Annotated in this window: 23 protein-coding genes; 1 reads left to right on the top strand and 22 read right to left on the bottom strand. The window is 37.3% G+C overall.

The genetic code is table 11. The features are described 5' to 3' along the window. Positions 1-6: 6 nt before the first annotated feature. The 8 genes from FG382_RS07605 to ccpN all read right to left on the bottom strand — a co-directional run bounded on the left by FG382_RS07605 (position 7) and on the right by ccpN (position 8,364). Positions 7-627: a bifunctional 2-keto-4-hydroxyglutarate aldolase/2-keto-3-deoxy-6-phosphogluconate aldolase gene (locus FG382_RS07605; RefSeq protein ID WP_142538299.1), complete on the bottom strand. Its 621-nt coding sequence runs from the start codon at positions 625-627 to the stop codon at positions 7-9. A gap of 14 nt (positions 628-641) precedes the next feature. Beyond that, the gene (locus FG382_RS07600; RefSeq protein ID WP_142538298.1) at positions 642-1,661 is read right to left on the bottom strand and encodes a zinc-binding alcohol dehydrogenase family protein; all 1,020 of its coding nucleotides are present in this window, start codon (positions 1,659-1,661) and stop codon (positions 642-644) included. 9 nt (positions 1,662-1,670) lie between these two features. Then, positions 1,671-2,627, bottom strand: coding sequence for a sugar kinase (locus FG382_RS07595; RefSeq protein WP_142538297.1), 957 nt, complete (start codon positions 2,625-2,627; stop codon positions 1,671-1,673). 432 nt (positions 2,628-3,059) lie between these two features. Continuing rightward, positions 3,060-3,623 (bottom strand): hypothetical protein, encoded by a 564-nt coding sequence (locus FG382_RS07590; RefSeq protein WP_142538296.1) that lies wholly within the window; start codon positions 3,621-3,623, stop codon positions 3,060-3,062. An 81-nt stretch (positions 3,624-3,704) separates the two neighbouring features. Next, positions 3,705-4,829: an RNA polymerase sigma factor RpoD gene (gene rpoD, locus FG382_RS07585; RefSeq protein ID WP_142538295.1), complete on the bottom strand. Its 1,125-nt coding sequence runs from the start codon at positions 4,827-4,829 to the stop codon at positions 3,705-3,707. 28 nt (positions 4,830-4,857) lie between these two features. Beyond that, the gene (gene dnaG, locus FG382_RS07580) at positions 4,858-6,687 is read right to left on the bottom strand and encodes a DNA primase (protein ID WP_142538294.1); all 1,830 of its coding nucleotides are present in this window, start codon (positions 6,685-6,687) and stop codon (positions 4,858-4,860) included. Positions 6,688-6,904: 217 nt separating this feature from the next. After that, positions 6,905-7,714, bottom strand: coding sequence for a pyruvate, water dikinase regulatory protein (locus tag FG382_RS07575; protein WP_142538293.1), 810 nt, complete (start codon positions 7,712-7,714; stop codon positions 6,905-6,907). Positions 7,715-7,725: 11 nt separating this feature from the next. Further along, complete coding sequence (ccpN, locus tag FG382_RS07570) at positions 7,726-8,364, bottom strand: transcriptional regulator CcpN (RefSeq protein WP_170206467.1); 639 nt, start codon at positions 8,362-8,364, stop codon at positions 7,726-7,728. 564 nt (positions 8,365-8,928) lie between these two features. Between ccpN and FG382_RS07565 the strand changes: the two genes are divergently transcribed. Continuing rightward, a complete protein-coding gene (locus FG382_RS07565; protein WP_142538292.1) occupies positions 8,929-10,311 on the top strand; it encodes a glycine--tRNA ligase in 1,383 nt (460 codons plus the stop codon). Positions 10,312-10,607: 296 nt separating this feature from the next. Here the strand turns inward: FG382_RS07565 and recO are convergent, their stop codons facing one another. The 14 genes from recO to mtaB all read right to left on the bottom strand — a co-directional run bounded on the left by recO (position 10,608) and on the right by mtaB (position 23,774). After that, complete coding sequence (gene recO / locus FG382_RS07560; RefSeq protein ID WP_142538291.1) at positions 10,608-11,390, bottom strand: DNA repair protein RecO; 783 nt, start codon at positions 11,388-11,390, stop codon at positions 10,608-10,610. Positions 11,391-11,565: 175 nt separating this feature from the next. Next, positions 11,566-12,486 carry a GTPase Era gene (gene era / locus FG382_RS07555; RefSeq protein ID WP_142538290.1) on the bottom strand — a complete coding sequence of 307 codons (921 nt, stop codon included), beginning with the start codon at positions 12,484-12,486 and terminating at the stop codon, positions 11,566-11,568. Continuing rightward, positions 12,473-12,880 (bottom strand): cytidine deaminase, encoded by a 408-nt coding sequence (locus FG382_RS07550; RefSeq protein WP_142538289.1) that lies wholly within the window; start codon positions 12,878-12,880, stop codon positions 12,473-12,475. The genes era and FG382_RS07550 overlap by 14 nt, the downstream gene beginning before the upstream one ends. A gap of 11 nt (positions 12,881-12,891) precedes the next feature. Beyond that, entirely contained in the window at positions 12,892-13,257 is a 366-nt protein-coding gene (locus FG382_RS07545; RefSeq protein WP_142538288.1) for a diacylglycerol kinase family protein, read from the bottom strand. Then, the gene (gene ybeY / locus FG382_RS07540; protein ID WP_142538287.1) at positions 13,244-13,729 is read right to left on the bottom strand and encodes an rRNA maturation RNase YbeY; all 486 of its coding nucleotides are present in this window, start codon (positions 13,727-13,729) and stop codon (positions 13,244-13,246) included. Before ybeY ends, FG382_RS07545 begins: the two co-directional genes overlap by 14 nt. 20 nt (positions 13,730-13,749) lie before the next feature. Continuing rightward, a complete protein-coding gene (locus FG382_RS07535; RefSeq protein WP_229677366.1) occupies positions 13,750-15,861 on the bottom strand; it encodes an HD family phosphohydrolase in 2,112 nt (703 codons plus the stop codon). Positions 15,862-15,985: 124 nt separating this feature from the next. After that, positions 15,986-16,945, bottom strand: coding sequence for a PhoH family protein (locus FG382_RS07530; RefSeq protein WP_142538286.1), 960 nt, complete (start codon positions 16,943-16,945; stop codon positions 15,986-15,988). Further along, positions 16,942-18,048: a sporulation protein YqfD gene (locus tag FG382_RS07525; RefSeq protein ID WP_142538285.1), complete on the bottom strand. Its 1,107-nt coding sequence runs from the start codon at positions 18,046-18,048 to the stop codon at positions 16,942-16,944. Before FG382_RS07525 ends, FG382_RS07530 begins: the two co-directional genes overlap by 4 nt. Positions 18,049-18,337: 289 nt before the next feature. Next, a complete protein-coding gene (locus tag FG382_RS07520) occupies positions 18,338-18,781 on the bottom strand; it encodes a hypothetical protein (protein ID WP_142538284.1) in 444 nt (147 codons plus the stop codon). Positions 18,782-18,810: 29 nt separating this feature from the next. Beyond that, a complete protein-coding gene (gene floA / locus FG382_RS07515) occupies positions 18,811-19,815 on the bottom strand; it encodes a flotillin-like protein FloA (RefSeq protein WP_142538283.1) in 1,005 nt (334 codons plus the stop codon). Beyond that, the gene (locus FG382_RS07510; RefSeq protein ID WP_142538282.1) at positions 19,815-21,140 is read right to left on the bottom strand and encodes an NfeD family protein; all 1,326 of its coding nucleotides are present in this window, start codon (positions 21,138-21,140) and stop codon (positions 19,815-19,817) included. The genes floA and FG382_RS07510 overlap by 1 nt, the downstream gene beginning before the upstream one ends. Before the next feature lie 256 nt (positions 21,141-21,396). Further along, a complete protein-coding gene (gene rpsU / locus FG382_RS07500; protein ID WP_016426884.1) occupies positions 21,397-21,570 on the bottom strand; it encodes a 30S ribosomal protein S21 in 174 nt (57 codons plus the stop codon). A 103-nt stretch (positions 21,571-21,673) separates the two neighbouring features. After that, positions 21,674-22,345, bottom strand: coding sequence for a deoxyribose-phosphate aldolase (gene deoC / locus FG382_RS07495; protein ID WP_142538281.1), 672 nt, complete (start codon positions 22,343-22,345; stop codon positions 21,674-21,676). An 85-nt stretch (positions 22,346-22,430) separates the two neighbouring features. Then, positions 22,431-23,774 carry a tRNA (N(6)-L-threonylcarbamoyladenosine(37)-C(2))-methylthiotransferase MtaB gene (mtaB, locus tag FG382_RS07490; protein ID WP_142538280.1) on the bottom strand — a complete coding sequence of 448 codons (1,344 nt, stop codon included), beginning with the start codon at positions 23,772-23,774 and terminating at the stop codon, positions 22,431-22,433. Position 23,775 lies beyond the last annotated feature (1 nt).

Raw genomic sequence — 23,775 nt, 5'->3', positions numbered from 1 at the left:
TCCTTCTTAGTTTGTACTAGCTTCTATATACTTTTTGCTAGCCTCTACAACAGCATCGTAGCCACCTGTTTTATAAGCTTTGTTCAAATCACTACCTACTCCAACTGCTACTGCCCCAGCATCGATCCATTCCTTCATATTCCCAGCGTTTATCCCACCTGTTGGCATAATTTGTACATGTGGAAGTGGACCTTTAACTGACTTAATGAAAGATGGACTGAAATTGTTGGCAGGGAAAAGTTTTAATATGTCACAGCCAGCTTCTAATGCAAGTACCATTTCTCTAATTGTCATACAACCTGGTAAATAAGGAATTCCATATCGATTACAAACAGTTGCGACTTCTGCATTGAAATGAGGGCTTACAACAAATTTGGCACCGTATAAGATTGCATGTCTTGCGGTCTCTGGATCAAGAACCGTTCCTGCACCTAAAAGCGCATCTGCGTTATGCAATTCTTCAAACACTTTTTGTACCTGTGGTGTTGTATACGTTAACTCAATTGCTCGAATGCCCCCATCTACTGCTGCTTTAGTAAGTTGTACGGCTTCTTCCGCACTTTCCCCTCTAATAACAGCAACTACTGTGGATTCGGTTAGTTGGTTTAATATTTCATGTTTTTTCATCTGTAGGAACCTCCTTAGTCAAAAACAATGACAGCTTTACGAACTTTATCCGGATTATTTTCAACGAATGTAAATGCTTCTTGGACGTCAGCTAATGCAAATGTATGGGTAACTAAGCCGTTATGTCTAAGTTTTCCGTCATTTAAAAATTCAACTACTTGAGCAAACTGATTAGTTTGTAATCTAGATCCAACAATTGTTATTTCTTTTTTCGTAATAGGCATCTGAGGTATTTGTGATGGTCTTTCATCAAAACCAAGTACAACTACAGTTCCTGCAGGCGAAACAACATCTACGGAGAGTTCAAATGTAGACGGTAAACATACAGCGTCTATTACTTTGTTAACACCTTCATCATTTGTCCATTTTGCCACTTGCTCTTTCACATTCTCAGTTCCCGCATTCACCGTCACATCTGCTCCATTTTCTCGAGCAAATGCCAATCGTTCTTCACTTAAGTCAGAAACCATTACAGTAGCGCCGCGCAATTTAGCAAATTTTAATATACATATACCAATTGGTCCTGCACCTTGAATAAGAACTGTATCCCCTTGTTCCACTTGTCCTCTCCAAGTAGCCTGTGCGCCGATTGAATATGGTTCTGCCATTACTATTTCGTTCCAGTCGATTGAAGAATCCACGGCATGCAGCTGTTTTTCTGGAAGTACAAAGTATTCTCGCATTCCACCATCTTCGTGCACACCAAAAACGGATAGATTTTCACACACATTTTGGCGTCCTTTACGGCATGCATAACATTCGCCGCAGTACCTGATTGGCTCTACTACTACGTGATCTCCAACCTTCAATTTCGTTACCGCATTTCCAACTTCTACTACTTCACCAGCTACTTCGTGTCCGACAACTCTCGGTAAAGTTGCGAGTGGGTTCGTTCCATGATAAATATGCATATCTGAACCACAAATGCCAACACGTTTCACTTGCACGAGAACATCTGTATCAGAAGAAATCTGGGGTTTTTCTATTTCATTAATGACTAAGTCATAAGCTTTTCTTACTTGAACCGCTTTCATTATTTCCCCTCATCTCTCAATAATTTTTTCATTTCGAATAAAAGCAAATACTTCATCGAGTTCAGGAAGTCCTTCATTGTCACCTGAAACTGTTGTAACAAGTGCCCCTACTCCATTGGCAAATTGTAAGCTCTCTAGTGGAGAATAATTATGTAGATAAGAATAAACATAACCTGCATCAAAGCCGTCACCCGCACCGACCGTATCAATTGGCTGTACTTTAAATGCTTCTTTTTCATGCCATTGGCCGTTTATAAATACTTTCGCACCGTTTCCACCATCTTTAATAACCAGATGAGCGATTTTGAATTCTTCTGCTAATTCCTCTAACGATTCGTTCGAAGAATCTCCATGTATCAACTCAATTTCATCTTTACCGGTTAGTAAAATATCAACATAGGGAAAAACTTTCATATACGCAGCTTTTGCTTCTTCTATCGTCCAGAGCTTCAACCGAATATTTGGGTCAAATGAAACCGGAATGTTATTTTTCTTTGCAAGCTTTAACACTTGCATCGTAATATCAAGATTCTTTGGATCTATTGCTAAGAAAACGCCTGTTAAATGAACAAGATCCACATCTTTAAGTACTGCTTCTGTAATATCGCTTGGTTCCATTGTTAAAATGGGTGATTGATAACGGTAGTAAAATGTTTTTCCGGAACCATCTTCCCTAATTTCTTTAAAGTTTAAAGAAGTAGGATAACCATCCATAAGCTTCACTTCCGAAACATCAATTCCTTCACCACGTGCAAAATTATAAATTACTCGACCGAATTCATCCCCACCTAATCGGCTCATCCACTTCGAACTAAGTCCTAAGCGTGCGCAACCGATTGCAAAGTTCAATTCAGCACCTCCCACTTTTCGTGAGAAAGTTGAAACATATCTTAGAGGCCCAGTATCAGATGGATTAAATGTAATCAGAGCATCCCCTAGTGTGAAAACACCAAAATTCGAAACCAAAATCATATACTCCTTTCACATGAACAGAACTTTTTCTACTCTAGTTAACAACTAAATTAGTAATAAATATGTATATGTTTGTTTATAAACCGGTTTAGTAAATCGGTTTATATAGATTATAATCTGAAAGGGTTTTCAATTTCAAGTTAAATTTAAAATAGTAAGTTATTTTTTTCATAGATGCTTTTTTAACATATAAAACAGGGGAATTATAGCTATAATTATCTAATATTATATTCAACTGATGAATCATAGCTGATGTATAGCTGACAAACGACTATTATACATCCACCCAAAAAATAGATAGGAATGCAATAATTCGCATCCCCCCATCAGGAAGTCATATTAATAATGGACCAACCATTTCGTTCAGATCATTCAAAAGCGCCAACAAAAAAAACGCCAACAGGTTGTATGTTGACGTTTGTATGATTAAAGATAAAATTTAAATAAGTAAAATAAAATAAGTGCTGTTCCAATAATACCGGATATACTAAAATATACGAGTTTCATAAGCAAACCGGAAAATAACCACAATAAACAATTCCCAATCATTAGTCCAATTAACACTAATGGGTAATCAACAAAATAAACATCCCACACTTTAAAAGAAACGCCTAATAGTAATAGTGCCGAAAAAACGAATAATAAGGGCATCATCATCGATTTAGTTTTTGCTAGTTTAATAGCTATGTATAAAAATAAGCATATCGCCATTCCTGCTGCAATAATGGGAATAAATGCAGCGGTAGTAATGATTATGAGTGATACTATTAATAGAGCAGTAAGGAATCCAAGTGTTACATATAAAAAAGTTTTATTTACTTTTTTCTTCGCTAATAAAGCTTGGGATGACTTTTCTTTCCTTTCATCCTCTACCTCTTCTCCTCGGGCATAAAGAGCTATTAGAAAGTCACAATAATGTTCTGGAAGTAGTTTGTTTTTCTTCCAAAATGCTATTTCATTTAGGATAATTTGCTTACGTTGAACTGACATGTCTCGTCCTCATTTCATCTAGCAGTCATCCTTAAGTATAAAGCAGAAAAAGACACCCTACAAGGATGTCTCTTCCTAATCTTATTCTAAGAAATCCTTTAGACGCTTGCTGCGAGAAGGATGACGAAGTTTACGTAGTGCTTTCGCTTCAATTTGACGAATACGCTCGCGTGTGACACCAAACACTTTACCTACTTCTTCCAGTGTTCTCGTACGGCCATCATCTAACCCGAAGCGAAGACGTAGTACATTTTCTTCTCGGTCTGTTAAAGTATCTAAAACATCTTCTAATTGTTCTTTTAATAATTCATATGCAGCATGATCTGAAGGGGATTGTGCATCCGCATCTTCGATAAAATCGCCTAAATGAGAGTCATCTTCTTCTCCAATAGGTGTTTCCAAAGAAACCGGTTCTTGTGCAATTTTTAGGATTTCACGAACCTTTTCTGGAGGCAAATCCATTTCTTCTCCAATTTCTTCTGGAGAAGGTTCACGGCCCAAGTCTTGTAATAATTGTCTTTGTACACGAATTAATTTATTAATCGTTTCCACCATATGCACCGGGATACGTATCGTACGGGCTTGGTCTGCGATTGCACGAGTAATAGCTTGTCTAATCCACCAAGTAGCATACGTACTAAATTTGAACCCTTTACGGTGATCAAACTTCTCTACTGCTTTGATAAGTCCCATATTTCCTTCTTGGATTAAATCTAAGAATAGCATTCCGCGACCTACATAACGCTTTGCAATACTTACAACTAAACGAAGGTTTGCTTCTGCTAGACGTTTTCTAGCTTCTTCATCCCCTTGTTCTATTCTTTCTGCAAGCGCAATTTCTTCAGACGCTTTCAAAAGGTCTACACGTCCGATTTCCTTTAAATACATACGAACAGGGTCATTAATCTTCACACCAGGCGGCACACTTAAATCATTTAAATCGAAAGTTTCTTCTTTCCCTTTCATTAAACGATCTAAATCTTCTTCATCTCCATCTTTACGGCTAAGTTCAATTTCTTTGCCTTCTAGATGATCGATAAATTCTTCAATCTGATCCGATTCCAATTCAAAATGAGCGAGTTTTTCCGCAATATCGTGATACGTTAACTCTCCATTTTTTTTACCTAATTCGATTAATTGTTTTTTTGCCTCTTCTAATGATAATTCAATATCCGTTTCTTTTGTACGTTCAGACTTGTCCGCCATAAGAAATCCTCCTTTTACTACCGGATGTTTATTCAAAAGTTGCTAACGACTTTTTTAACTGAATAGCTTCTTGAGCGAGTTGCAAAGCTTTTGTCATATCCGTCATTTTCTCTGCTTCTTTTGCTTCATGTAACTTTCGCTCAATTTGTTGCTCTATCCGGTATTTTCGAATATGGCGCAAGCAGTCCATGACTTCCTCAGTTTCATGTTCTGGATCACGTTCTGAGAGCGCAGCTTCCATAACTATATTTCTAAGTTGTGCATCATTTAATACTTCCAAAAATCGTTGATAATCTCCGTCTGGATACTGTTCATAAAATCCGGTTAAGCGTACATAAACTGCCTCGTATGCATCCCTTATAAAACATTGTTCTCCAGCATTATTTCTGGCTATATCGATTATTTGTGCATTGTGCAACATATGAGCAAGTAGCATTCGTTCTGCTCTCTCATCTGCTGAAATAGTCCTCTTCTTTTTAGTCAATTCTTGATTGTTTGGAAGAGGTATGGTTGGTTCACTTTTAAATTGTTTTGCTTTTTTTCCTTGAAGCTTTCGCAAATGCTGATAGATTGCTTCCTCAGAAACATTTGTTTCTTGTGAAAGTTGTCGAATGTATAAATCACGCTCTACAGAAGAATTTCTCTCACTCAGTATTTCCAATATTTCTTGAATATACTGTAAAGTATCATTTTCATTGTTAAAATTCTTATCACGTTTAGAAACAATCATCATAAAGGATAAATACGAATGGGGCTTTTCTATAATTTTTGCGCGAAAAGCTTCTTCTCCGTAGTTTTTAATATAATCATCTGGATCCATAGCATCCGGAATAATTGCTACTTCGGTTTGAATGTTTTGAGCCTGCAAAGCAATTGCTGCTCTTTTAGCTGCTTCCATACCAGCTTTATCCCCGTCATAACATAATGTGACGTTTGATGTCAATCTATTCAGTTTTGTTATATGTTGAGACGTCAAAGCCGTCCCCATTGTTGCAATTCCATTAGAAATTCCAGCAGTAGATGCTGCAATGACATCTAGGAAGCCTTCGAAGATTATTACATTTCGTTGTTTACGAATTTCTAGACGAGCTTTATCTAGATTATAAAGTACCTGACTTTTCTGGAATATTGGTGATTCTGGACTGTTTAAATATTTTGCTTCATTTTCACTTTTTTCCAGTATTCTCCCTGAAAAGGCTATTACCTGTCCCGTTTCATCGAAAACCGGAAACATGATTCTTCCTCTAAATCGGTCAAAATACTTTAATTCATTTTCTTTTCGGATAATAAGCCCAGTTTTCTCTATTTCTTGTAAATCCATACCTTTTCTTGCTAATAATGTTGTTAAGGCGTCCCAATTAGGTAAAGACCACCCGATTTTATACTTTTCGATGACTTCAGTAGAAAACCCTCTTTCTTCTAAGTAATGTAATGCATTTTCTCCTTCCTCCGTATGAAGTAACAAATGATGAAAATAATCGCTCGCAAATTCATGCGCCTTTTTCATAATAGCTACTTCTTTTGATACAGGTGCTTTTGCTTCTGAATGATTGGAGGAGCTCTCTTCAATCGAAAGTCCAATCCGGCTTCCAAGTTTACTTACTGCATCTTGGAACGAAAGATTTTCGATATCCATTAAAAATGTAATTACATTTCCACCAGCACCACACCCGAAACAATGAAAAATCTGTTTCTCTTGCGTTACTGAAAAAGATGGTGTTTGTTCTCCGTGAAAAGGGCATAAACCAAAATAATTTCTACCTCTTTTCGTTAGTTGAACATATTCGCTAATAACATCGACAATATCTGTGTTATTCCTAACTTGTTCGATAACTTCTTCTTCTATACGATTTGTCATTATTTCACCATCTTTACTCGCTACTTTATTAATTCGAGATAAACAAGAAAAATCCTGCAAGAAACGACAAAATAATTCATAAAAAAAGTTTCATATAGTAATTATTTTTTCCACAATTAACTATTATAAAACATTTCATATTATTAATCTATAGTTTATTCGATTCGCAATACAAAAAAACCTTTTCACAAATGTGAATCGGTTCATTTTTTTATAATTATTTTTGTTGAATGTGATTGATTACTAGATTGGCCGTTTCTTCTACTGCCCTATTTGTCACTTCAATGACTGTACACCCTATTTTATTTACTATTTTTTCAAAATGAGCTATTTCTTCATTTATCCGTTCTATTTTAGCATAACTAGCATCGTCATTTAAACCAATAGCTATTAATCTTTCTTTTCGAATGGAATTTAGTTTTTCTGGTGTGATTACTAGTCCAAAGCATTTTGCCGGATCGACCAGAAACAATTCTTCGGGAGGCTCCACTTCCGGAACTAATGGGACGTTTGCCACTTTATATCTTTTATGTGCCAAGTATTGGGACAATGGCGTTTTAGAAGTTCTAGAAACCCCGATTAATACGATGTCTGCTTGCAATAAGCCTCTTGGATCTCTTCCATCATCATATTTTACCGCAAATTCGATTGCCTCAATTTTTTTGAAATAATCTTCATCCAGCTTGCGAACTAAACCTGGCTCTTCAAATGGCTTTTCATCTAAATTTCGTTCTAAAAGATGAATTACAGGACCAATCAGGTCAACTGAATCTAATCCATATGCCCTACAGTTTTCTATCAACGCATCACGCATCTTTGTTTGTACAAGCGTATATAAAATAATAGCATTTTGTTCTTTCGCTAGTTCCGTAATTTCTTTAATATGATCCAATGAATCAATATGAGTAAATCTTTTTAACTTGGTATGCTGTAGACCTGGTCTAAACTGACTTACCGCCGCTTTTGCCACCAGTTCTCCCGTTTCACCGATTGAATCTGAGACAATAAATAGGTTTAACATTTTCATTGTGTCACTCCTTATAAGTCATGGTCATCGGCTAAAGACAAGAAAGCACGTGTAATATTCGTTTTCGTAATTCTTCCAACTACCTCTAAACCATCTTTTCGTTCTTTTACTACAGGTAATGAATCAATCTGACGACTCATTAGTTTATTTGCCACTTCAATAAGCGTATCTTCTTTCATACAATACGTAATATTGGGCATTCTCGTCATAATCATATGTACTGGCATTTTATTTAAATCTTGATTTCCAATGCTCGTTCGTAAGAAATCTTTTCTTGAAAGTACACCAGACAATAGAGATTGTTTATCCACTACGAATAAAGATCCTACATCTTCTAAAAACATATGACATATAGCATCATACACTGTCATGCTTTCTTCTACAACAACCGGAATAGATTGGAAGTCTTTTACTACCATCTGGGCTATATTATCTGAGATAGCTTGACTCGTTTTTTTACCAGAATAAAAATAACCAACGCGCGGTCTGGCATCTAAAAAGCCAGCCATTGTTAAAATTGCAAGATCTGGTCGTAACGTAGATCTGGTTAGCTTTAAACGTTCTGCAATTTGCTCCCCTGTAATAGGGCCATTTCCTTTAACAATGTCCAAAATTTCGTTTTGCCGTTTGTTGAGTTCGATTGGAATCACCGCCTCAAATAGTTATGCATATACTAAATTATTATATACTACTTACTCCTTTATTGCGAAGTAAACTGGCTCATGTTACAATAACAACAAATAATAAAGCGTTGAAGAGCATTATAAGTACTGTAATGTAGCGAGTGGTGACGGTGAAAGACCACAAAACAGGAAACGGCAGCTTGGAGCTTATGCTTTTAAAGAGGATTGTATTGTACAATCAATCGGGGTGGAACCGCGGGTTATAAAACTCGTCCCCGGGCTAAATTAGCCCGGAGACGAGTTTTTTCTTTTTGAAAGCACTAATCAATCACGTCTCGACGTGATTGCGCCCAGATTTTGAATTGAGCTTGCTCAATTAACTCCCCTAAAAATCTGTGGCATCCGCCGGAGGCTTTGGGCCAACAGGATGTTGGTCACTCAGGCGTTGCCGCACGACGCGGCGATCTTAGCCAGAGTTCTTCGACATTCAGCTAGGGTAATCCCCTTTGAATAGAAGAAATTATTGCATTATCCAGCATTTGTAGAAGCGAGGGGCTTCTGCTGAATAAAGTCAAAATAGGAGGGTTTGTTATGGAATTTTCAATGGAAACAGTCGTAAGTCTAGCAAAACAAAGAGGATTTGTATTCCCAGGGTCTGAAATTTATGGCGGACTTGCCAACACATGGGATTACGGTCCACTAGGTGTAGAATTAAAAAACAATGTTAAAAAAGCATGGTGGAAAAAATTCGTTCAAGAATCACCGTACAATGTAGGTTTGGATGCAGCCATTCTAATGAACCCAAAAACATGGGTAGCATCTGGGCATATCGGCAATTTTAACGATCCAATGATTGACTGTAAAAAATGTAAATCTCGTCATCGTGTGGACAAAATTATCGAAGATGCACTTGAGAAAAAAGGAATTGAAATGGTTATTGATGGACTTTCATTTGAAAAAATGGAAGAAATCATGAAAGAACATAATGTAGTATGTCCTACTTGTGGAGAATTCGACTATACAGATATTCGTCAGTTCAACTTAATGTTCAAAACTTTCCAAGGGGTAACAGAATCTTCTACGAACGAAATTTTCTTACGTCCTGAAACAGCACAAGGTATCTTCGTTAACTACAAAAATGTACAACGTTCTATGCGTAAAAAAATGCCATTCGGTATTGCACAGGTTGGGAAAAGCTTCCGAAATGAAATTACTCCTGGTAACTTTACTTTCCGTACGAGAGAATTCGAACAAATGGAATTAGAATTCTTCTGTAAACCAGGCGAAGATATGGAATGGTTTGAATTCTGGCGTAACTACTGTAAAGATTGGTTATTAAATTTAGGTGTTGCAGAAGACAGCATTCGTTTACGCGACCACTCAGAAGATGAACTTTCCCACTATTCGAATGCAACAACAGATATCGAATATAAATTCCCATTTGGTTGGGGCGAGTTATGGGGTATCGCAGACCGAACTGATTTTGACTTAAAGCAACATATGGAGCATTCAGGAGAAGACTTTAACTATATAGACCCTATTACGAATGAGCGCTATGTACCTTATTGCATCGAACCATCTCTTGGTGCAGACCGTGTTACACTAGCATTCCTTTGCGAGGCATACGACGAAGAAATGCTTGAGGGTGATGATAAACGTACTGTATTACGCTTCCACCCTGCTCTAGCTCCTGTGAAAGCGGCAATTTTACCATTGTCCAAAAAACTATCAGAAGGCGCAACTGCGTTATTCTCTGATTTAAGTAAACATTTCATGGTTGACTATGACGAGTCACAATCAATCGGTAAACGTTACCGTCGCCAAGACGAAATCGGAACACCATTCTGTATCACATACGATTTCGATTCAGAAACAGATGGCCAAGTAACGGTTCGCCACCGTGATTCAATGGAACAAACAAGAATGCCGATTGCTGATGTAAAAGCTTATATTGAAGAACAATTACAGTTTTAATTTTTTTAACCAAATTAGACGTTTGTCTAATTTGGTTTTTTGTTTAGGGTTAGAGAAACCGATTTGTGTTGGGATTAGCTCAATCAATTGTTCAGACTGAAATTCCTTTGCTCGGATAGTAGGAATTTATGCTTCCTTAAGTCATTTCATTGCTCGCTTGTCTTAGTTTTATGCTCGGGGGAATCTATTTGCTCGTTTCCCAGGAATCTATGCTCGCTTACGCATCTTCATTGTTCTGATAGCTCCTCACTCTTCAAAATAGTTTTCTATAAGCAAAAAGATCCAAGTTCGAAGAATTAGTCTTCTGAACTTGGATCTTTTTTCGGGTTAAAAAATTCTGGAGTTTTTTCCATTTGATCTAAAAACCCTTGGGACTTTAATCGAATCCCCACTTGTTCGTTATAAATAGTTCGTACAATTTTCTTGATAAAGCCTTTTGTTTCTTTTTTCAATGTAAGCTTACCAACCTGGCTAATCGGCACAGTATAAAAGGTACGGATTAGCTTTACCTGTGCTGGTGTTAACCTTATTAAATATGGATCGACCGAGAAGCACCTGTGACAAAGAAAACCGATTTGAGCAAAAGAAAAGGCAAATTCCCCGTCCGTTGCTCCACAGTTGGCACATTGGTGCAACACCGGATAAATGCCAGCAATGGGCAGCATCTTCCATTCTACAAATAAACTAATTGCTTCTGGATCATATCCTTCCGAAATTGCCTCCAGCGCTTCTTGCAAAATAGCAAAAATATGCGGTTTCGGAGATTCATCTTCTATTAATTTATCCACTAGCTCCATGATAAAACTAGCATATGCAGTAGTAAAAATATCCTCTCGAATGGAGCGCATAGAGTCGATAATTTCTCCCTGCTGTAAAGAGCCCATTCCTCTACCTTGCTGAATTAAAAAATAGCCATAGGTGAAAGGCTGAGATATCGAAGATAAACGGCTCGTAGGTTTTTTAGCACCTCGAGCCATCGCCGCTCTTTTTCCTAATTCTCGTGAAAATATCGTGACTATTTTATCCGTTTCTCCGTAAGATGAAGTCCGTAAGACGATGCCTTCTACTTTTTGAAGCAAAAGCCTTCCCTTCCTTCTTAGTGTCTTGCTTTAGCGCCTTGTCTGCCTGTGGTTTGCAAAAGCAGATCATACAGTCTGTTGCAAAATGTTTATTTATTACGTAATGAGCTTTTCGCAGCACCACAACGTTTCGAACCTAGACTGTATTTCTTCAACATAGGCGCTTATGCGTTTCTTAATACTCGTCTTCTCTAAATCCGTAATCACGTAAATGAGTCGATTTATTGCGCCAATCTTTTTGTACTTTTACCCATAATTCTAAAAACACTTTCGTTCCAAGTAGCATTTCGATATCGTGGCGAGCTCTCGTGCCTACTTCTTTTAAAAGCGCGCCTCTTTTCCCGATCACAATACCTTTTTGGGAGTCTCTTTCCACTATTATTGTAGCCATTACACGAATCATATCTTTTTCAGTATCTTCTTCTTTTTTAATCTTATCAATTACAACCGCAATAGAGTGAGGAATCTCCTCACGAGTTAAATGAAGTACTTTTTCACGTATTAATTCAGAAATGATGAATCGCTCGGGATGATCTGTTACTTGATCCGCAGGGTAGTATTGAGGACCTTCCGGCAAGTATGTCTGAATGGTTTCAAGCAATCGCTCTACATTATTTCCTTGTAATGCGGAAATCGGAACTATTTCTGCAAAATCATATTTGTCTTTATACGACTCGATAATCGAGATTAGCTCATCGGGATGTACTTGATCGATTTTATTGATAACTAGGAATACAGGTGTATCATTATTTTCAAGCATATCAATAATGAACTCATCACCCTTACCTCTTGGTTCCGTTGCATTCACCATAAACAAAATTGCATCCACTTCGCGAAGTGTGTTTTTAGCTACTTTCAACATGAAATCACCTAGCTTATGCTTCGGTTTATGAATACCCGGTGTATCTATAAAAATCATTTGACTTTCGTCTAGCGTTAAGACACCTTGAACTTTGTTTCGTGTTGTTTGGGGCTTATCACTCATGATAGCAATTTTTTGTCCAATTACTCGATTTAAGAATGTAGATTTACCAACGTTTGGACGTCCGATAATGGAGATAAATCCTGATTTATAGCCTTTATTATTTTGCTCCATATTCCAAATCCTCCGTTTTAAATGCCCCTGGTAATAATTCCGCAACTGTCGTTTCTAAAACCTGCCCATTTAAGTTTGTCAAGAAAACTGGCATATCCTGATCACAAAATTCTACAAGTACTTGTCTGCATGCGCCGCACGGAGACACTGGTCCCTCTGTATCTCCTGAAACTGCAATCGCAGCAAACTCTTTTTTTCCTTCAGATACTGCTTTAAATATAGCAGTACGTTCCGCACAGTTAGTCAAGCCAAAAGATGCATTCTCAATATTACAGCCTTGGATCACTTCTCCGTCTTTCGTTAAAAGTGCGGCTCCAACAGGAAATTTTGAATAAGGTACGTACGCATTTTCTCTTGCTTTAATAGATGCTTCTAATAACATTTTTTTATCCATCTTGTTCACCTCTAAAATAATATTCCCGACCATTTCGGGATAAATATGATCAAACCAACGATTATTGTACAAATGGCATACACCAGGCAAGCCCCTGCTGCTAAATCTTTTGCCTGTTTTGCAAGCGGATGCAGCTCAGGGGATGCTAAATCTACAACACGTTCTATCGACGCATTTACTAATTCTATCATGAACATCCCGCAAATTAACATTACAATGATTATCCATTCCCATTTGGACAAACTCGTTAGAAAACTTGCCAATAAAACTACAACTGCAGCCAGTACATGAAAACGGAAATTTTGTTCACTTTTTATTACTAGTATAATGCCTTGAAAGGCAAATACGAATGACTTAAAAAATTTACGAATGTTCATGGCCTTCACGCTTTAAACCAAAAGCCTGTAAAATCGTTTCTTGTATACTGAACATTTCTTTCTCTTCTTCCTCTGTCCCGTGATCATAACCGAGTAGATGTAAAAAACCATGGACTGCTAAAAAACAAAGCTCACGTTCAAAAGTATGTCCATAAGATGCGGCTTGTTCCGTCGTACGTTCAACAGATATGATAATATCACCAAGTAATGTCGGTAAATCTGCATCTTTAATCTCGATTTCGCCTTCTCCCATCTCTTCCATTGCAAAGGAAATAACGTCTGTTGGCATATCTTTTTTGCGGTATGTTTTATTGATTTCTTGAATAGCATCATTGGTCACAAATGTAACACTTACTTCACTGCCTTCTTTTACACCTAGCTGCTCTCCAGCAGAAGTTAATACTTTTTCAACAAGTTTAATTGCTTCCTCGGATAGTGTTTGTGTTTCGTCCATTAAATCTAGTTCTAGCATTTTTTTAGCCCCTTACGTCCTTATTTTGGGTATTCTATTCGCGAATGAAATGTTCCATTCATCGTCGTACAGAAACTTTCTTCCATTATCTTTATTTCTTTTAAAGATAGATCGCATTCATCAAATTGACCATCTAGTAATTTTCCTTTAATTATGGATTGAATCAGTTCCCTAATCTTTTCTGCATTTGGTTCTTTCATTGAACGGACAGCAGCTTCCACACTATCAGCAACCGAAATAATCGCAATTTCTTTCGTTTGAGGTTTAGGTCCCGGATACCTATACTGCCCTTCTGCTATATCTTCTTTCATTTCTTTTGCTTTATAGTAAAAGAATTTGAGCAAGCTAGTCCCGTGGTGTTGCTCCGCGATATCAACTATCTCTTTTGGGATTTTATGTTTCTGTAAAATTTCTGCTCCGTCTACAGCATGTGCAATAATAATATCACGACTCGTTTCTGGTGGTAAATTATCATGCGGGTTGTAGCCATTCACTTGATTTTCGATAAAAAATCCAGGACGTTTCGTTTTTCCAACATCATGATAATAGCTACCAACACGTGCTAATAGCCCGTTTGCACCAACCGCTTCACAGGCAGCATCCGCTAAGTTTGCGACCATTAAACTATGGTGGTATGTCCCAGGTGTTTCCGTTAATATTTTTTTCAATAATGGATGATTCGGATTAGATAGTTCGATTAACCGCATCGTAGACAATATGCCAAAAACGGATTCAAAAAATGGTAATATCCCAATTGTTAGAGCTCCAGATAGTATACCCGATAATACGGCAACTCCAACATAAAACAAGATATCGTTAAATTCATAGGTCGTTTTTGTCATTAATAAATAAAACAATATAAATAATATATTTACCGCTGAAACGACAAAGCTTCCCCTAAATATTTGAGAATTATTATGAGTTCGTTGCATCGCAAAAATACCTGCTACACTCCCGAATAATATGTATAACGAAATTTCCATTTGAAATACATTTGTATACCCTTCTTGAAAAATAATGCCCGCATAAGCAGCAACAACAAAGCTAGTGATAAGTGCTGCACGTTCATTTACTAATAAGTAAACAAATATGGAAACCAATGCAGTCGGGAATATAAAGGAAATGACTACATCAAAATTATATGCAACTGATTGTAATACTTTCATGATTAAGACAGAAACGATTAGACTAAAAGCGACGACAACCAAGTTTTTAGCATTTGTAATGGCTTTCTCTTTCTTACGAAACGTTTGTGCAAATAAGATCCACATTGTAAGAATAACAAATATACCAACACCTATAGGTGGTTTATAAGATGTTCTATCCGTTAACATCCCGAGTAATTCAATCTGTCTATAAACTTCTCGGTCTATTAATTCTCCTTTTTGCACGAGTATTTGCCCTTGCAAAATTCGAGTCGGTTCAACACTTGCTTTTGCCTGCTCAATCCGTAATTCCGTAAGCTCATCATTTTCGATTTCCGTCGCTACAATTGCACCTCGCGCTATATTGATGAGGATATTCATATACTCTGCGGAAAATCCAAATGAGTTTGTAACCTGGGAAGCAACTTTTTCACGCGCAGACGGAACACTTTCAGTTCGTATCGGCTCATTTAATGCATTTTCTGCAATGGTGGCCAATTTCTCCTTTGATTCTCGTAAAACAGGAGCTGACTGCTTTAGTAAAATAGTTAGCATTTCATCACTTAAAGGAATGACACTTGCATTTTCTGCTAAAACGTCCAGTTCATCTTTCAATTTTGCAAGTGATGTAGCTGCACCTTCTTGGGCTAGTTCTTCACTCGAATTTTTTTTCACTTCTAGTACGCTGTCAAAAATAGAACGAATAATCGCAGCCTGGTTATCAGCAGTTTCGTCTTGAAATTGATATACCGGAAGAACTTCTGAAGCTACTTGTTCTTTTTCTTCTTCTGTTTTTACGGGATCTTCCATCGTTTTAACAGAACGTATCGTATCAGGTGAAAGTTGGAATCGTTCTATATCATATTTACTTTCTTTCACATTACCAATTAATAAAAAGAACATGCAAATCGCTGTTAAGAGAATGATCACAAAAGGGAGATACTTATTATTGCGCCATTCTTTCCATTTTAACAAAATGAATTTCACTCTAAATTCAGCTCCTTCACAGCTTGTCCCCTTATTATACCTTAAAGTCGAAACTAGTCATTACTATTTCCTGAAAATTAACAAAAGCAACAGTCAGCTAATGGACCGTTGCTTTATAGAAATACTATGATTGTTGCTCGTCATATGCTTGAATAATTTTAGCAACTAATGGATGACGAACGACATCTCCCTGTTCCAGGTATTGAAAATGAATACCAGCAACATGGCCTAAAATTTTCTCAGCCACAATCAATCCAGATTCAGCACCTTTTGGTAAATCTATTTGTGTTTTATCTCCTGTGATAACCATTTTCGAACCAAAACCAAGACGTGTTAAAAACATCTTCATTTGCGCTTTCGTTGTATTTTGCGCTTCATCTAAAATAACAAAAGCGTCATCCAGCGTTCTACCACGCATGTAAGCAAGCGGTGCAATTTCAATTGTACCTCGCTCCATTAGACGGTCTGTCTGTTCTGTTCCTAGCACATCATGCAATGCATCATATAATGGGCGTAAATAAGGGTCTACCTTCTCTTTTAAGTCTCCAGGTAAGAAACCTAGACTCTCCCCTGCCTCTACAGCAGGACGTGTTAAAATGATTTTTTTCACATGTGCATTTTTTAAAGCCTGTGTGGCCATCACAACTGCAAGATACGTTTTACCTGTACCTGCTGGACCAATCCCAAACGTTAAATCTGAATGTCGAATTCCTTGTATATATTCTCTTTGACCAATCGTTTTAGCACGAATAGCTTTGCCTTTTGTATTTCTTGCAATTTCTTCATCATATAAGCTTGAGAAGTATTCAATCGTTCCATTCAAGCTCATTTCAATAGCAGAGGTAACATCTCTTAGGTTAATATTGATGCCTTTGCGAATAACTGAAAGAAGCTGTATCATTAGCTTTTTTGTTTCTTCAACATTTTTCTCTTCGCCAACAATTTGTATTTGTTCGCCTCTTGTAATTAGTTGTACCTTTAGTTCCGCCTCAATTAGCTTTACATTTTTATCTGATATTCCGAGAAGCATTACTGCTTCTGCTGGGTCCTGCAAATTTATATCGAATTGTTTTTGTTCGCTCATGCTTCGTCTCCTTGGGGTATAACTTGGGGTGTTGCAATGTCTTCATTTACTAATAATAATACCTTCCCTTTTACTTTATCATTTTGTATTGAGACCTGCAAAACTTTATCTTCTATTATTTGTGTACCCGCTGGCAAATCATTGATTATTTTTTGAAATAGTAATGGACGTATTAATCGCTCGATCGACTTTTCACTTAACTCGTAAGATTCTTCTATGTTTTTTTGTACATAACCAGCCTCTAGATATTTTTGCAAGAAAGAAGGAAGAACAATCTCCTTCCAATATGGAACATTAGACTTACCCTTTTTTTGAATAAGTAATTCTTTTTCATTTGGCTTTACAATCGATACTTTTTTGGGAAGTTCAAACTGAAGTTCAATCCAATAGTTTGCATATACTTTTCCTTCCGCACTCGTTATTATTCGTTTATCTCCTTGCGTCACGAATCCATTTACGAGCGTATCCCCTTTTTTAACTGCCACATTCTTCTGTACAGCTCTTACTCCTTTTACTAGCTCAAAATCTGTTATAACACCACTTCTCTTAGCGATTAAATGGACTGGTGGTGCGTCTTTTATGTCTCGTTCCGTTTTTTTGGGGGCAAGCATCGGCGATACGATTAACGTAGAACCCGATTGTGCAAAGTGCACCCATGAATACTCTTTGTACTTCAATAAAATCTTCTGCCTTATTTCTTGTTCAGCTGGTAACGAAGAAGTTAGCATTTTTTCTTTAATATTCAGTGCCTTTAGTTCTTCATATAACAAAATATTATTTTCAGGTGAATCCGATTCGATATGAATTGTCCAAATAAACTGTGCCAGTAAAACAGGTATTATAAAAAATAGAGCGACACCTATGAGAGAGTACGATTGAGGTGAAATGATTCCTTTTTTTGATTCATCCACTAACTGTACTGGTATTCTCATTACTTTCCTTATTTTTCGAAATGCCCTTAAGTCTTTCTTTTTTATAGAAAAGTATAAATAATTTTCTCTGCTATATACGTTGTATACATGGATATTTATAGCAAACAAACGCTGGAATAGAGCATGTTGATCTGTAGCTATCGGAATTTGTACTCGTATAAGGCTTGCCATTACGTACGATCCTTCCTAGTTATATTAAAAAAGTTTAGACTTTCTACTGTTAAATGCAGACGATCCGACGATAGAGATTTTATCTGTAAACTATCTGCATTAATTTCCAGCAAATAATGATCATACGAACATAATACGCTGTTTTCATTTAACTTAAGAAGGGTTATTTCGTAATCTAAAATAATGTCATTGAAATTATCAATCATAATACTCGCGTGGAGTGGAAATAATTGTTTTATAAAAAACACCCCTTTACATGAATTTATGCATGTAAAGGGGTGTTCATGAGTTATCTTTTGGATTTTGGTGGAGCTAATATTTCAGACAAAATAATTGCTCGAACAAGCTCATCCTTCGTTTCCGGTAAAACGCTCGCCACCACTGGCTTTGCAGTGGGTACAACTGGTCTATTTCCTTGGTGAACAGATAAACGACCAGATGATCTTTGTGCACCTTGCTCACGACTGACTTCACGCTGAACTTTTTCTACCGTCACCGGTTGAATAGGTTCTTGCTTTGGAACAGTCGGTCTACGTTCTATTTTTGCTTGTTGTTCTTGTTTAAATTCCTTTGCTAGCTCCCCTAAGTTTTTAAAAGGATTCTCTACAAAAGGCTTAATCTCAGGACCTTTATTTCCTTGCTTAGGTACTTTTGTTGGATTTTGGTTTTGCTTTTTCTTTCCAAAAATTGTACTTATAAGTAAAGAAACGATGAGTAAAATAATACCTTCCAAGGAGAAGACCTCCTTTCCGCGGTTTTAGACTAGTCTTTTAGCTCCTCTGTAGAAGGTTTATCTCCTCCAACTTTGCTAATGGAATCTCTCATGCTCGTGTCTGCTTGGATATTTTTATAATTCATGTAATCCATCACACCGATATTACCTTCTCTTAAAGCTTCTGCCATCGCAAGTGGAACTTCTGCTTCTGCTTCCACTACTTTAGAACGCATTTCTACTACTTTCGCTTTCATCTCCTGCTCAGAGGCAACAGCCATTGCACGGCGTTCTTCCGCTTTTGCTTGTGCGATTTTCTTATCTGCTTCTGCTTGCTCTGTTTGAAGTTCAGCCCCAATATTTTTACCTATATCAACATCCGCAATATCAATCGAGAGAATTTCAAAAGCTGTACCAGAGTCTAATCCTTTAGCCAATACAGTTTGAGAAATTAAGTCCGGATTTTCAAGCACGCGTTCATGGCTAGTACTCGACCCTATGGTAGAAATAATACCTTCCCCAACACGTGCAACAATTGTTTCTTCACCCGCACCTCCAACTAAACGGTCGATATTGGCACGAACGGTAATACGCGCTTTCGCTTTTACTTCAATCCCGTTCATCGCAACCCCGGCGATAAATGGTGTTTCAATTACTTTCGGGTTTACAGACATTTGCACGGCTTCTAATACGTCACGACCAGCTAGATCGATTGCTGCTGCTCGTTCAAATGTAAGCTCAATATTTGCTCTGTGTGCCGCAATAAGAGCGTTAACAACACGGTCTACATTACCACCTGCAAGATAATGGCTTTCTAATTGATTGATAGCCACTTTTAAACCAGCTTTGTGTGCTTTAATAAGTGGATTAACAATGCGTGATGGAATTACTCGACGCAACCTCATCCCTACAAGTGTAAAAATACTAATTCTTACGCCAGCTGCAAGCGCTGAAATCCAAAGTGTGATCGGAAAAAACGTAAAGAACACAGATAGCACGATAAATGCTAAAACGATCACAATAATTAACGTAATGGTTGATCCAGTGAATAACATTATGTTGCCTCCTCCTCCGCGACTTCTCGCACAACAATACGAGAGCCTTCTACTTTAATAATCATAACTTTTTTATCCTTCGCAACAAAACTACCATCGGATACTGCATCGATTCGCTCATTGTCGATACGTATAGTTCCGGATGGTCTAAGGGCAGTCATTGTAACGGCCACTTTGCCAATTAAATCAATTCTATTTTCGTTGGAGACATATCCTTGCTCCGTTGTTGTTGCATCTGACAAGATAATCTTGTTAAATGCTTTCAACCGCTTTCCAAAGAATTTCATAATAATCACCATTCCCACTATAGCAACTGTTAAAGCAATTAAAACAGCAATACTCATTTGTACAATATTGCCTCCTGCTAGTATTATACTAAAAATAATAGCAGCTGCACCTAATATACCACTAATTCCTCCGGGCAGGAAGAACTCGGCTATTATTAAAAGAACCCCAACAATAAAAATAATCAATGTTTCATAGCCTGCAAGACCAGCAACTAAATGCCCAAAAAAGAACAATGCAATAGAGATAAGTCCCATCGTCCCTGCAACTCCAAATCCTGGAGAATACAGCTCAACTATCAAACCCAAACTTGCAATTGACAATAAAATTGGCACGATAATTGGATGTGTAACAAAGCGCGCAACCGATTCCATAAATGTCTCTTCTGATTCAATGACTTTTGCATTCGAAAGATTTGTCCTATCTAACAACTCTTCCAAAGATTTTACCGTTCCATTTGAGTATTTTACTTCTAGTGCTTCTCCAGCAGTAAGTGTTAATAATTTTCCTACTGGTGCTCTATACTGGGCTAAATCTACCTGATCGTCCGCCATTGCCTGTGCATATTTTGGATCTTTCCCCGTAAGTTTAGCAGCATTTATCATTTTCGCTTTCCAGGCGCTATTTGCTTTTTCATCTGCAGTATTGCCAATACTATCAATTACCGCAGCTGCTCCTATTGTGCCACTCGGGGACATATAAATTTCATCCATATGCAATGCTATAAAAGCTCCTGCTGATAGCGCTTCCGAGTTTATATAGGCTATTTTTCGAATCGAAGTAGCATCAAGTAAATCTGCAATTTTCTGCGCGGAATCCACAAAGCCACCAGGGGTATTTATTTCAAAAATAATCGCGCTTGCTCCTGCTTCTTCTGCATCATGTATAGAACGCTCTAAAAAAGCATATAAACCTTTTTCCACTTCCTTATGGATGGGGATTTTATAAACACTCGGTGCATCAGCAGTGAATGTGGGTACAACTAGGAAAAATGACAATATCAATAAACAGAAATAAATAATGTACCGTGACAATTTCATCCTTAAACCTCCCTTCATCTATATGTATATTACTTTATACGGATGAGCATCATAAAAGTTTCAAAAATGAAAATAAACCGAGAAAATAAATTTTCTCGGTTTACATAATTGTAAATGTTAATCATACAGTACGTGTTTTGAACGTAGGGATGGTTGGGATTAATTTACCACTTACGTTTACGTGCAGCTTCTGATTTCTTTTTACGTTTCACGCTTGGTTTTAGAAACCAATGCTTCGAAGCTTGGTAAATTTAAATTAGAATTTACGTTTACGGGCAGCTTCAGATTTCTTTTTACGTTTTACGCTTGGTTTTTCATAAAACTCGCGCTTTCTTACCTCTTGAATTGTACCACTTTTAGATACAGTACGTTTGAAGCGGCGAAGAGCATCTTCAAGCGATTCGTTTTTACGAACGACAGTTTTTGACATCTCTTTTTCCCTCCCTCCGAACACACGTCAAGCACATAACCTAGTGTTATGTACTAAAAAATTATACCGTATACTTTACACTTGGTCAATACTTTCGCCTAAATTAATAATCAGATTTACTTTCCAAGCCTTGAACAATCTCTACACCTGAGCTTGCACCAATTCTAGTTGCCCCTGCGTCTACCATCGCTTGTAAATCCGACAAGCTGCGAACACCACCAGAAGCCTTAACTCCTAGTTCTGGACCGACTGCACCGCGCATTAGCTTCACAGCGTTTACTGTTGCTCCTCCTGTAGAAAATCCAGTAGAAGTTTTGACAAAATCTGCTCCTGCAAGCTTAGATATTTCACTAGCTCTCAAAATTTCTTCATCTGTTAACAAGCAAGTTTCTAAAATAACTTTTACAATTGCTTTTCCTTTAGCAGCTTGTACTACAGCCTCGATATCTTTTTGTACAAAATTATAATCTCGATCTTTTAACGCACCAACGTTTATAACCATGTCGATTTCTTGTGCACCGTTTTGTATGGCATTTGTCGTTTCAAATGCTTTTACTTCTGTCGTGCTTGCACCAAGTGGGAAACCAATTACCGTACAAACCTTTACTGGTGTATTCTGTAACAATTGTGCACTTAAATTTACCCAAGTCGGATTCACACAAACAGAGGCAAAAGTATAAGTTTTTGCTTCTTCACAAAGTTTTTCAATTTGGTTTTTAGTAGCATCTTGTTTTAACAATGTATGATCGATTAATGCTGCAATATTTTGAGTCATTATATAATCTCCCTTTCGAGTTGTACGTACCTCTATATCATAATGGAAAAACAAAAAAAAAGCCAGTGAGATTATACTCACTGACTTATACAAGTTGTATTTCTGCATTTTCTAGCACACGAACAAATTGCCCTTCATTGTATGGGTAACCAGCCTTCGTAATTTTAACTCGTACTAGTTTTCCTATTAAATCTTCTGTACCAGGGATAACAACCTTCAAATAATTATCAGTATATCCCTCATATAAATTACTGCCCGGATCTAATTTGTATTTTTCTTCTGGGATTATTTCTAATACTTCCCCTTCAAAACGAGATGCGTACTGTGCAGCAAGCTGATCATTCAATGTGATTAATCGGTGAACGCGCTCATTTTTTATCTCTTCATCTACTTGGTTGTCCATTCTTGCCGCAGGCGTACCTGTACGTTTCGAATAAGGGAATACATGAAGTTCAGAGAATCTTTGATCACGAATAAAATTAAACGTTTCCATAAATTCCTCTTCTGTTTCACCCGGGAAACCAACAATCACGTCCGAAGTAATCGCTAAGTCTGGGAGAGCTTCTCTCAGTCTATCCAATCGATTAGCGAAAAATTCCATCGTATATTTTCTACGCATTCTTTTTAATACGGTATTAGAACCAGATTGAATTGGAATGTGTAAATGTCTTACAACAATATTAGAATCTCTTAATACATCGATTACCTCATCTGTTAATTGGCTTGCTTCTATCGAGCTAATACGAAGACGTTTTAAGCCTTTTACTTTGGATTCGATATCTCTTAAAAGCTGTGCTAAATTATAATCTTTTAAGTCTTCGCCGTATCCTCCTGTATGGATGCCTGTTAATACAATTTCTAAATAACCTGCATCTACAAGCTGCTGCGCTTGATGAACCACTTCTTCTGGGTCTCTTGAACGCATTAACCCACGAGCCCACGGGATTATACAAAAAGTACAAAAGTTATTACAGCCTTCTTGAATTTTTAATGATGCGCGCGTACGATCGGTAAAAGCAGGAACATCCAGTTCCTCATATACTCGGTTTTTCATAATATTCCCTACTGCATTGATCGGTTGACGCTCTGTTTTATACTGCTCAATATAATCAAGCATTTTTGTTCGTTCTTGTGTCCCTACGACGATATCTACTCCAGGAATTGCCATTATTTCTGCTGGTGATGTTTGTGCATAGCAACCAGTTACGCAAATAACAGCATCTGGATTTTGGCGAATAGCACGACGAATCACTTGTCGACTTTTTTTATCACCAGTGTTGGTTACGGTACATGTGTTTATCACATATACATCTGATTGTTTTTCAAAATCAGTACGGTCATAGCCGTTTTCTTTAAATAATTGCCATATAGCCTCTGTTTCATAGTGGTTAACTTTACAGCCTAATGTATGGAATGCAACGGATGACAAG

The sequence above is a fragment of the Psychrobacillus lasiicapitis genome (assembly GCF_006861795.1).
GTDB classification, from domain to species: domain Bacteria; phylum Bacillota; class Bacilli; order Bacillales_A; family Planococcaceae; genus Psychrobacillus; species Psychrobacillus lasiicapitis.
This window is presented reverse-complemented; position numbering and strand designations above follow the sequence as displayed.